This window comes from Streptomyces sp. NPDC001678, from assembly GCF_042892945.1.
Taxonomy (GTDB): domain Bacteria; phylum Actinomycetota; class Actinomycetes; order Streptomycetales; family Streptomycetaceae; genus Streptomyces.
Window position 1 is genome coordinate 28,548 of sequence record NZ_JBIAUP010000026.1, and the last position, 9,935, is coordinate 38,482.

The window sequence follows — 9,935 nt, forward strand, 5'->3', positions numbered from 1 at the left end:
CCATCTGGCCAGCCATGCACAACCATGGGTTGTTCACTAGGGTGGGTCGGCGTGGATCTCGAAGCAGTACGCACCTTCGCCGCCATCGCGGAGGCCGGCCAGTTCCAGAAGGCCGCCGCCGACCTGTCGGTCACCCAGCAGGCCGTCTCCAAGCGCGTCGCCGCGCTGGAGCGCGCCCTCGGCGTGCGGCTGTTCACCCGCACCCCGCGCGGCGCCGAACTCACCATCGACGGGCAGGCGTTCCTTCCCCACGCACGCGAGCTGCTGCGCGCCGCCGAGCGCGCGGTCGCGTCCGTGCGCACCGGCCACCGCCCGCTGCGCGTGGACGTGATCAACTCGCGCGGCGCGGCCTCGGGCCTGATGCGCGGCTTCCACCGCGCCCACCCCGAGATCGACCTCGACGTGCTGATGCTGTTCGACATCGAGACGGCCGTCACCGCCATCCGCTCGGGCGCGATCGACGCGTCCTTCCGCGCCGTCGCCGCGCCCGGCCGGCCCCTGCCCGAGGACATCGAGTCCGTCCGGGTGCTCGACGAGCCGCTCCAGCTCCTCACCGGCCCCGCCCATGCGCTGGCGGGCGCCCGGTCGGTGACCATCGCCGAACTGGTCGGGCACCGGATCTGGATGCCCGGCATCGTCCCCGGCACCGAGTGGGCCGCCTACTACGACGATCTCGTCGCCGAGTTCGGCCTCACCATCGAGGCGACCGGCCCCAACTTCGGCTCCGACGCGCTCCTCGACACCATTGCCGACACCCCGGCCCTGGCCACCTTCATGAGCGAGCAGACCCGACTCGTCTGGCCCGCCGGCCACGGCCTGCGCCGCATCCCGGTGACCGACCCGACACCCGTCTACCCGCACTCGCTCCTCTGGCACCGCGACAACCCCCACCCGGCACTGGCCGGCCTCCGTGCCCACCTCGCCGCAACAGCGACCGACCACAACGCCGCCGGGACCTGGGTGCCGCGGTGGGTGATTCGCGCTGAGTGACTCGCGGTGGGTGATTCCGCGCTGAACGACGCCGCGCCGTCGATCGTCACGGCCGGATCGACAAGAGCCTCACTGATCTCGCCGCCCGCGACTCCGGAAGCCGGCCCGCGCCCAGAACCCCGGGAGGCCACCCGGCTCACTGTGCAGTCCGGAACCCGAAGGGCGGCTTCACCATGCAGGAAGGAACTTCGGCGCCATCTGAACGCCGCGTTAGATTCCGAAGCAGAACATGAATTGGTCCAGAGTGTGGCCTCAGCCCTTCCAACACACCGAAGCTGTGGGCCGACACGCAGGACAATCTGGAGAACTTCGACGACGCCTGGGCTCAGCGCCCCATGGCGAACAAGGGTTTCTGCCTTGCCATGTGGCCGGACAGCCCCCAGCAGGGGCACGTCTACATAGAGCCGTGTTCCAGCCCCGTGAACTACTACCAGCAGTGGTACGAAAAGTGGGACGGCAAGAAATTCAATCTGGTGAACCGGCAGACCGGCATGTGCCTTGACAGCGGCAACGGAAACGGCTGGGGAGAGGTTTATGCCATGAAGTGCAACGGCGGCGACTACCAGCGTTGGCGCTAGCACTCCACTGGAAGTCCGGTACGTCATCTGCTGGTAAGTCATCTGCTGGTGCGTCGTGGCTGGTCGCGCCCACGCGGCGGCAGCCGCATATCGATACTGTCCCGAGCCCCTTCGGGGCGCTCGCACCGCACCGGACTTCGCCAAGGCCGCTTGAGGAATCAGGCTGAACCAGACCCCGTAGCGAACCGGGCGAGGACCTCGGCGGCGCCCTGCGGCAAGTCGGCGATCGCCGCCTCCGGCAGCGTCGTGATCACGGCGCGCAGTTGCGCTGCGAGGTCCGGCAGCACGGCCCAGGCCGGGACCGGGGCTTCCGCGGCCGTGAGCAACAGGTCCCCCTCGTAGAAGCACGCGTCGAGCAGAGGCTCCTCCATCAGCAGGTGAACCGCGAGTGGCAGGACGTACGGCAGAGCCACCCGCTGCGAGACGAGCGTGCGCAGATCCTCCGGGCGGAGTTCCCTCAGTGGCCGGCGTCGCAGCTCGTGCACTTTGCGGACCAGGTGGGTCGCGTCGGCGGCTGAAGCCGTCCAACAGGGCGGATCCAGTTCGTCGAGTGTGCGGTCGAGGTGCAGCGGACGGTTCATGGGTTCATTCTCCGCTCCAGGGCCGCAGGCCGGCGCGTCGGGGGTGAGCTCGATGGGTTTGGTCGCCGAAGGCCCTCGGGGACCAAGGCGGACGGACGCGGTCACGCGACCAGGCGCAGCCAGGCCGACGCGAGTGCGGCGTGGCCGGCCGGCGTCGGGTGCACGCCGTCCGCGGCCCAGTGTTCCGGTCCGGTGGTCGCGGTGAGCGCGGCGAACATGCTGTCCGCGGCAAGCAGGTGCGCGTCGTATGCGCGGGCGAGCTCGCGCACGACCTGGATCTTCGGGTCCAGGTCGGCCCGCCACTCCTTCCGGATCTCATCGTCGACGCGCGTGTCACCAGCCTCGACGCTGCCGCTGATCGGCAGGAGGAACGGCTCGATGAGGATCAGTTCCGTGCCCGCCGCGGCGAGCGGCGCGAGCAGGCGGTCGTAACCCTCCGCGAAGTCCTCCGCGGGGATCACGTGGCCGTCCGGATCGAAGGTGTGCCAGCCCATGTCATTGACGCCGACGAGGATCGACACCACGTCCGGGCGTGCGTCGAGCACGTCCGCCTGCCATCGGGCCTCCAGATCCATCACCTTGTGGCCCGCGATCCCGGTGTTCAGCCAGGTCACGGGCCGGTCCGGGTGCCTGAAGCCCCACCCGCCCGCGACGCGCAGCGGGTAGCCGAACCCGAGGCCGTCTTCGCTCTCCAGCCGCTGGCCGTCGGTGATCGAATCCCCGGTGAACATCACGGTGGTTCCCGGGCGGAGCGTGATCGTCATATGCACTCCTTGAGATGTGGGTTGGGGGCGGCTGGGATTCCCGGATCGCCGAGCCACTGACCGGCGGCCCGCTGGAACGTTTTCCGGTCCCAAGGTCGTTACTTGCCGCCCCGGGTGCGCAGTTGGGCCGAGTGCTCGTGTTTCACGCAGTTGGGCCGAGTGCTCGCGTATCAGGCCTTGGCGGGTGGTTTGGGGAGGCTGGGCAGGAGCAGGCACAGCGGGACGGCGGCGGCGGTGAGGACCACCGACCACCAGAAGGCGGTGCCGAAGCCGTCGGCCAGGACCTCCGGGGTGTGGGCGTCGCCGGTGCTGTGCTGGAGGACGACGGCGAGGACGGCGACGCCCACCGCGCCGCCGAGCTGCTGGGCGACGCGGGTGATGATGCCGGCATCGGGGATCTCCTCGTGCTGCAACCCGATGTACGCGGCGCCCATCGGCGCGATCGCGAATGTCGGGCGGCTCGTCGAACAGGCGGCGTACCAGGTCGCCGGCCTTCTCGACGGCCAGGGCGGCGATACCGGCCGTCGCCTGGAGTGGGTCGCCCGGCGACTGTACGCCGTGCAGGAGGATCTCCAGGCGACTTGCCTCCGGCTTGGACCAAAGCGCCCAACACCAGCTGGCCGCCCCTCCGGTTCCGGTGACAGCACCAGCCGCCCCGGCCCACCATTCCCGCTGACCTCCCCTTCAGAAAGACCCCCTTCTTGGCTCTCGCCGACCGTTTGCTCACCCTGCGGCGCGACGTGCACTCGGGTGAAGTCCTCGCCCGGGGCGGCGATCCGGAGGCGCACAGCGTCCTCGAGCGCACCGGCTTCGTGCCCGTCGTCCGCCTGCACGAGCGCTACCACCGTCTGCCCACCGGGCTCGATACGGCCGAGGAAGCCCGCCTCGCCACCCGGGCCGTCGCCCGGCTCAAGGCCGTCGGCTACTACATCGACTGCGACCCGGCCTTCGACACCGAGCGCCGCGAGCCTCACCATCTCACCCTTGGCACCCAGGTCGTGGCCATCGCCGACCGTATCCGTCGAGCGGAGAGCACCGAGGACGCCGCCGACGCCCTGACGGAACTGACCGCCACCCACGGCGGCATCCTCGACGCACTGCACGAAGTCCTCACCGCCACCGCCGACTTCTACCAGGACCTCGGCCCGAGCGCCGACCCGCACCTTGCCAAGCGTCTTCGCTTCCTCGCCGCCGAGAGCCTCGGCGTCATCGCCTCCGACCTGCGCGGCATCCGCAACGACCTCGCCGACCGCCACGTACCCCACCCTCAGCGGGCCGCCTGGGTCAGTGAAATGCCGAGTACTGAGCGGGAGGCGTCCGCCGTGTGCGCCTGCCCTCCCCCGCCATCCCGCGTCCCCTCCCTGCCGTCCGTAGTGGCCGGTGGACGCCGGCGCTGAAGATTCCCGCCTCCGTCCCGAGGAGAACATGCCCGACCCCACCGACACCCACGACCTTGAGCCGTTCGCCCACATCCTCGCCGACGAACTGCCCGGCAACTGGACCAGCGAGTACCACCGTCACGCCGAGTACTCCGACCAGTTCCCCGTCACCGAGGACGTGTGGGACATGAACCTGGTCTCCGGCGCCATCGCCAAGTACGTCCTGGGGCATGACGCCGTCCTCACCCGCGACGACGGCGCCCGCCTCTACGTCACCGGCCGTCCGGGCCACCCGGACGAGTACCTCGTCGGCGCCATGGCCCCGCCCGGCTTCGACCCGAAGGCGTTCCGAGGTGTCCGCGAGCCGGACGGCATCGCCGTGCCCGACGACCCGTTCCGTGCGGCGGACGACATCGCCACCGGCCTGCTGCCGCGGTACGACAAGGCCGTCGCCCAGGTCCAGCACAACGCCGCCCACCCCCGACAGCCGGCCCCCGCTCCGTCCCCGGCCCCGGAGCTCGTGGTGATGACCTGGTTCGGCGACGGCATGCTGGCCGCCAAGCCCGACAGCCCACAGGCCGCCAAGGCCCTGCACGACAACGGCTTCGTCTATGACCCGCGCGAGCAGGCATTCGTCCTGGCCGGCGACGACACCGTCCTCCAGGCCCAGGCCGTACGCGCCGCCGGGGCCCAGCTGGCCGCACACGGCATCGGCGTCATCCTGCGCCACCCGCCCAGTCGGCCGGCGCTGGAGACCACGGCTCCCCCGCCCGCGCAGCCCGCCAAGCCGACCACCCGCGCCCTGTGAGCACTCCCACCGCCGACGGGGAGCCGCGGTTCTTCGTCCTGGACTACATCACCATCACCCGGGACCCGCGCACTTCTGTTGGGGTGCGAAGGGCGTCGTGCACTGTCGCAGTTCGCGCGGCCACTCGCCCGAGTGAGACGGCATCTGTAGGGGTGTCGTGCACCTCGGATCCGTCGTTCATTTCGCATGAACACACAAGTCCCCTCGATCTTCCGGTCGTTCCGAGTGCAGCTGCCCTCCGGCGCCGCGTATTGGACGGTGTTGGACGGCGACCTGCGGGTTGTCGACTCGGCGGACGAGTTCCTGCGCCATCTGCGGTTCGCCCGGGACAGCGCGGAGTCCACGTCGGAGGCCTACGCGGGTGCCACCGCTCTGTACGTCGGTGCCAGGCCGGCAGTGCGCCCGGAGTGACCACCCGGTGTCGACGCAAGGCGGACGGCAGATGGCGCGCGGGAGCGGAGAGTACGGCGCGCACTGCCCACGACATGCGCGGCTGCCCGACCTGGCGGCGGAGTGCGGCGACCTCGTGGCGCAGGGCGAGAATCCCGGCCTTGTTCGCGGCGGAAGAGCGGCCCAGCAGGACGATCCAGCCCAGCACCCCGGGCAGAAGATCAAGTACAGCAGTCGTAGACCCACAAGCTGGGATCACGCCCGGGACGCTGAGGTGGGCAAAAGCCCTGATCAGCCGCGCTACGGCGGGGCGCGACGTACAACTGCGTGCCAGACGGGCGTCTATCCCTCCTGCATGTTGAGGTAGTCGCCCAGCGGAATCTGTTTGATGTTTTCCATGACGAATGTGCTCGCGCTGGTGGCGAGCGCACCAGCGACTGCTCCCAGCGTCGCGAAAAGGGACACCTCAGTGCTCGAGCCTGAAAATGCGCTCAGCGACATGTAAGCACCCAGCACAGCGCCCAGCATCGCGGCTTTGGGGTCGGCCGGCCAGGGCGCACCTTCTCCCACAACCGTGGCGATGGTGACGGCGAGCGGACTGGCATCAGCCCGGTTCACGATTTTGGCTGCCTGATCGGTCGCTTTGTCCTCCTGGAACACGAGACGGCCGAGCTCACCAAGTTCCTCGACGTCCTTGTCGGTGAGACCGGCAGAAGCCCTGAGTCGAATGAGGTGGTAGCGGAACCTCTCAATCCTCGCGTCCTCGGCGATGAAACTCGCCGCGTCGCCGAAGTATTCGGCTGCTTTGCGGGAAATCGATGTGGCCTCGGTCTCGGACATGTGCTCACGCCCTCTCTCTGAATCTAGAAGTAACACCCCTGGATTTGACAGGTCGGTGGTGGCGGATTTCTGGCCGGGCGTGGACGGGCCGAGCACCGAGACGGGGGAGCAGCCGACGGCCAAGCCGCAGTTCGAGCAGTTCCCCCGGTGCATCGTTCTTCCACACCGGACAGAGATCGCCGATCATCGCCGCGATGCACGATCGCTTGTCGCTGAAGGCTGCAATCGATACGAGTCCAGCGGGGACACTGACGTGTGTGGCACGGGCGATGTGAAGTCCTACGCCGCCTGGCAGCGGAAGCTCGACTTCTCAGGCACTGAACCAACAACGTCCCCGGCAAGACCAGTTGGGACAGGCTTCGCGTCCCCAACGTCTGACTGACCTCAGGCGGCATTCGCAATGCGCCGCCGCTACGCCTGTTCGAATGCCTCGATGTCTTCTAGCGCCGTGATGGTCACAACCACATCGAGAGGGCTATCCCAGTCGACATGGAGAAGGAACTCGACGCCGCCGGCTTCAATCCCTTCGACGCCATGGGGGCCGATATTTGTTACATAGACGTTTGCGGCGCCAAGCAGTGGACGGCCGAGAGTCTTAGGCCCACCACCAAGCCCGCCGAACTCAGGAGTGAATTCTGCGGCCGTAATGACCACCGTGGTATCCAGACCGATAGCATCCCAGTTCCAGTTCTTGCGAATTGTTCCCTGTTGACCGCGGTACAGGATGCGAATTGAGCGAGCCATGACATCCCCTTTCGGAGGCCCGTATCCCACATCCTGGGGGACCTGCCTTGGCACGGCAACTGGTGACACGCGGGAGTTGGCAGCACGCGTGATGCCCACAGCCTGAGCTCGGCCCGGAAAGCCGGATACGTGCACGACACCTGTCGCACAGAACCGCCCACATCTCTACCTCGCTGGCCAGGCACAACACGACCGGCACACACGGCTACGAAGCAGTAGCCATACAGAACGGCACCCAGCTCGTCGTCGCCATCGGCGGGGACGACAAGGCAGCGGGCATCCTGCAGACGCTGGGCGACTTCGTTTCCGCGCCCGGGCCACGCGGCCCCTACCACCGCCAGCCCCATGACCTGCCCGTCGACCAGCAGCGTCGCGGCGTCACCGCGGCCGCTCACGGCCTGCTGCTGGCCGGGTTCAGCATCCACCTCGACCCGTCGCTGAACACCCTCGCCACCCCGGGCGGCGACCGGCGAGCAGCCCGGCGCTACCTCGACGAGCTCGCCGAGCGCGCCCGGCAGGCAACCGACGACCGCGAGGTCGCGGCCGTCCTGACCGAGATCGCCGCACCCCACGACGGCCTGCTGCACCGCCTCACCCAGACGCTCATCGCCACCTGGGCACCCTGGACACAGCGCCTGGAGGCCACCGGGCAGAACCCCGCCCTCGCGGAACAGCTGATGCACGCCACGAGCAGGCTCTCGAGCCACGCCCGGGTCATCGAGACGATCCGCGACCAGGCCGCGACCCGACCCACACAGCAGGCTCCGGCCTGTGCGCCGACCACCCTCCCGGCCGGGCTCCGGGGCACGGGGCACGGGGCACGGGAAGGCGCGCCAAGTCTCTTCACTGAACAGGAGGATCACGTTGGGAAGCCTTGCTGACGAAACCGGCAACGACGTCGAGATCTACCGCCGTCCCTTCGACGAGACGATCTACGTCGACAGCGGCAGCGCACCGACCGAGGCACTGCTTGCCCGGCTGGACGACCTCGGCTTCGAGCGCCGCACCGCGGCGATCTACGTCTGGCACGAAGTCCCCGAGCACCTGCCCGTCGCAGAGCAGAAGAAGCTCGCCACCCGCGCCATCCCCACGCTCCTCACCGCCGGATACCGCGTCAACATCCACCCCAACCTCTTCGACGAAGCCACCTACCGCAACGCCGTAGCCGAACTTCCCAAGCCACGCGCCACGCCGACAACGGCCCGCACCACCGCCCGGCCCCCGGCCACGACCACAACGCGCCGTCGTACCTGAACCACCAGCCGGCCCCCGCCACAGAGCCGGGGCCGGCGGCCACCCACCCCGCACACATCCGGAGCCCGAGCCATCCCCGAGCGCGACCGCACCACCCCGCCGCCGATCACCGCTGAACGGCCACCCCGCCTGGCCACCTTCCTCTTCCGCTGCTACGTGCACGCCTGCGCCCTGGGCAGCAGCACACGCGGCATCCCCCTGGCCACCGGACCGTACGGGGCCCTCGACGAAACCCGCCGCCTCGGGCGACGCCCCTGACCACGCCCCTCGCATCACCGGAGTGCCATGCCCGATCCGACGCCCTACCCCGTACTCCTCGCTGACAACATCGCCCGCCAGCTCGGTCTTCTCGCCCAGCACCTTGCCCAGGCCCCACCGGAGCAGACGGCTCAGATCCTCGGCCGCGCCCTCGACGTCAAGAACGGCATCCTCGGCCAAGTCACCGCCCCTGGTCGAAACCGGCTCCCGTTCCACCGGGACTCACGCCGAGCAAGGAACTTTCCCGCCTGAGGTGTGGCTGGCCCTCGGCCGTGCCGCGAACGATCTGAACATCGTGTGCGCGGACCTCTATGATCACGCCGAGGATTTCCAGCGCCTAGCCCAACCGACCCGAGCCAACGCCACGGCCCGGCCGCCGGCACCGGTCGCCTCGGCGTTCGTGGCACGGCGGCACCGGTGAAGAAGGCACCGGCCGGCTGGGGGCAGGCCGGCCAGCAGGCCGAGCAGCACTACCTCGTCGAACCGCGGCACCTGGCCGGCGGCGGCGACCTGGGCCACGTCACCGAGTTCCTGCGCGCCTCCGGCTGGCAGGACCGCTCGCCCAGGGCCGGCGTGCCGGTCATCTTCGACAGCCCCGACCGCACGGTCCGCATCGGCTACGACCCGCACACCCAGCCGGGCGGCTGGACGATCCGGGGCACGGCGACCGGCCAGCAGGAAGCCTGGCACGCCACCCTCGGCAAGCAGGTCCCGGTCGAGATCGTCGCCGGATTCACCGATGCCCTCACCCGCCCCCGGTCCGCGCACGCCTCCAACGTGTGGGAACCGCTCCAGCAGCATGGATGGGACACGGAGCAGGGGCAGCACGTCACTGCGATGAGCCCCGATGGCAACGCCTTCGTCCAGTTCCACCAGGGCGAGCAGGGACAGGCGTATTGGTGGGCCGCGGCCCAGACTGAACACGGCCCGGCATGGAACGCCGTGTTCACCCCGACCACCCCGATGCACCTGGTCCAGGCGTTCACCACGGCCCTGTCCGACCCGCAGCCGGTGATGCGACCACGCGGACACATCCCGCCGACCCTCCGTATCCGCACCACGTCCGTCTCCGTGCTGCCCTCCCAGCTCAGCGCCTGGCAGCAGGCCCGCATCACCGCCGCCCGCGCCGCCACCTGGGCCCGCACCTCCTGGGCCAGCAACCGCCCCCGCACGAACCCCACCGGCCCGTACGCCACCGCCGACGGCGCACAAACCCGCCGCTGAACCAACCGGCCCCCGACCGCGACTTAGGTTCTACTGAGTCTTTCGTTAGTTCTGTGGGTGCAGAGGCTGTAACAGTGCGAGGATGCTGGTGTGCCTTCTGAGCCTCAGTCTGTTGTTGTCGCAGC

The 9,935-nt window shown here is 69.3% G+C and carries 13 protein-coding genes; 8 read left to right on the forward strand and 5 right to left on the reverse strand.

Annotated elements, in window-relative coordinates; genetic code table 11:
* Window positions 1-51 precede the first annotated feature (51 nt).
* Window positions 52-990, forward strand: coding sequence for a LysR family transcriptional regulator (locus tag ACFYZR_RS32030; protein WP_391916963.1), 939 nt, complete (start codon window positions 52-54; stop codon window positions 988-990).
* 335 nt (window positions 991-1,325) lie between these two features.
* Window positions 1,326-1,568, forward strand: coding sequence for a ricin-type beta-trefoil lectin domain protein (locus ACFYZR_RS32035; RefSeq protein WP_391916965.1), 243 nt, complete (start codon window positions 1,326-1,328; stop codon window positions 1,566-1,568).
* Window positions 1,569-1,726: 158 nt separating this feature from the next.
* Here ACFYZR_RS32035 and ACFYZR_RS32040 read toward each other — a convergent pair whose 3' ends face one another.
* The 3 genes from ACFYZR_RS32040 to ACFYZR_RS32050 form a co-directional block, all read right to left on the reverse strand.
* Window positions 1,727-2,149 carry a contact-dependent growth inhibition system immunity protein gene (locus ACFYZR_RS32040; RefSeq protein WP_391916967.1) on the reverse strand — a complete coding sequence of 141 codons (423 nt, stop codon included), beginning with the start codon at window positions 2,147-2,149 and terminating at the stop codon, window positions 1,727-1,729.
* A 101-nt stretch (window positions 2,150-2,250) separates the two neighbouring features.
* A complete protein-coding gene (locus tag ACFYZR_RS32045) occupies window positions 2,251-2,913 on the reverse strand; it encodes an SGNH/GDSL hydrolase family protein (protein ID WP_391916969.1) in 663 nt (220 codons plus the stop codon).
* 170 nt (window positions 2,914-3,083) lie between these two features.
* Window positions 3,084-3,347, reverse strand: coding sequence for a hypothetical protein (locus tag ACFYZR_RS32050; protein ID WP_391916971.1), 264 nt, complete (start codon window positions 3,345-3,347; stop codon window positions 3,084-3,086).
* Window positions 3,348-3,614: 267 nt separating this feature from the next.
* Here ACFYZR_RS32050 and ACFYZR_RS32055 point away from each other — a divergent pair, with 267 nt between their 5' ends.
* From ACFYZR_RS32055 to ACFYZR_RS32065, 3 genes are all read left to right on the forward strand, one after another.
* Window positions 3,615-4,310 (forward strand): hypothetical protein, encoded by a 696-nt coding sequence (locus tag ACFYZR_RS32055; protein WP_391916973.1) that lies wholly within the window; start codon window positions 3,615-3,617, stop codon window positions 4,308-4,310.
* A gap of 28 nt (window positions 4,311-4,338) precedes the next feature.
* Window positions 4,339-5,100 (forward strand): hypothetical protein, encoded by a 762-nt coding sequence (locus ACFYZR_RS32060; RefSeq protein WP_391916975.1) that lies wholly within the window; start codon window positions 4,339-4,341, stop codon window positions 5,098-5,100.
* Between the two features lie 186 nt (window positions 5,101-5,286).
* Window positions 5,287-5,511 carry a hypothetical protein gene (locus ACFYZR_RS32065; RefSeq protein WP_391916978.1) on the forward strand — a complete coding sequence of 75 codons (225 nt, stop codon included), beginning with the start codon at window positions 5,287-5,289 and terminating at the stop codon, window positions 5,509-5,511.
* Window positions 5,512-5,832: 321 nt separating this feature from the next.
* Here the strand turns inward: ACFYZR_RS32065 and ACFYZR_RS32070 are convergent, their stop codons facing one another.
* Window positions 5,833-6,330, reverse strand: coding sequence for a hypothetical protein (locus ACFYZR_RS32070; RefSeq protein WP_391916980.1), 498 nt, complete (start codon window positions 6,328-6,330; stop codon window positions 5,833-5,835).
* A 411-nt stretch (window positions 6,331-6,741) separates the two neighbouring features.
* Window positions 6,742-7,074: a hypothetical protein gene (locus ACFYZR_RS32075; RefSeq protein ID WP_391916982.1), complete on the reverse strand. Its 333-nt coding sequence runs from the start codon at window positions 7,072-7,074 to the stop codon at window positions 6,742-6,744.
* Between the two features lie 864 nt (window positions 7,075-7,938).
* Here ACFYZR_RS32075 and ACFYZR_RS32080 point away from each other — a divergent pair.
* From ACFYZR_RS32080 to ACFYZR_RS32090, 3 genes are all read left to right on the forward strand, one after another.
* A complete protein-coding gene (locus ACFYZR_RS32080) occupies window positions 7,939-8,328 on the forward strand; it encodes a hypothetical protein (RefSeq protein ID WP_391916986.1) in 390 nt (129 codons plus the stop codon).
* 285 nt (window positions 8,329-8,613) lie between these two features.
* The gene (locus ACFYZR_RS32085) at window positions 8,614-8,838 is read left to right on the forward strand and encodes a hypothetical protein (RefSeq protein WP_391916989.1); all 225 of its coding nucleotides are present in this window, start codon (window positions 8,614-8,616) and stop codon (window positions 8,836-8,838) included.
* Between the two features lie 165 nt (window positions 8,839-9,003).
* Window positions 9,004-9,810, forward strand: a complete 807-nt coding sequence (locus ACFYZR_RS32090) for a DUF317 domain-containing protein (protein ID WP_391916992.1) — start codon at window positions 9,004-9,006, stop codon at window positions 9,808-9,810.
* Window positions 9,811-9,935: the final 125 nt, after the last annotated feature.